Annotated in this window: 1 protein-coding gene; it reads left to right on the forward strand. The window is 70.3% G+C overall.

Features of this window, described 5'->3' with window-relative positions; all coding sequences use genetic code 11:
* The coding region (locus NE591_RS15755; RefSeq protein WP_256157162.1) for a helicase HerA-like domain-containing protein at positions 1-279 on the forward strand (279 nt) is incomplete at its 5' end.
* Between the last annotated feature and the right edge of the window lie 7 nt (positions 280-286).

Raw genomic sequence — 286 nt, forward strand, 5'->3', positions numbered from 1 at the left:
ATCCAGCACGGGCTGCGCGCCTACACGCCCGCCGAGCAGAAGGCGGTGCGCGCGGCAGCGGCGGCCTTCCGCGAGAATCCGGCCTTCGATTCCGCCGAGGCATTGCTGGAACTGTGCACCGGCGAGGCGCTCGTGTCGCTGCTGAATGAGGATGGCCAGCCGAGCATTGTGGAACGGGCGCGCGTGCTGCCGCCGGAGTGCCGCATGGCCGCTGCCGATGCGGCGACGCTGGATGCGATCGGCGTGGCCCAGGCGCATCTGGTGGAGAAGTACGGCTAGGCCATCG

It is taken from the genome of Adlercreutzia sp. DFI.6.23 (genome assembly GCF_024462535.1).
Lineage (GTDB): Bacteria > Actinomycetota > Coriobacteriia > Coriobacteriales > Eggerthellaceae > Adlercreutzia > Adlercreutzia rubneri.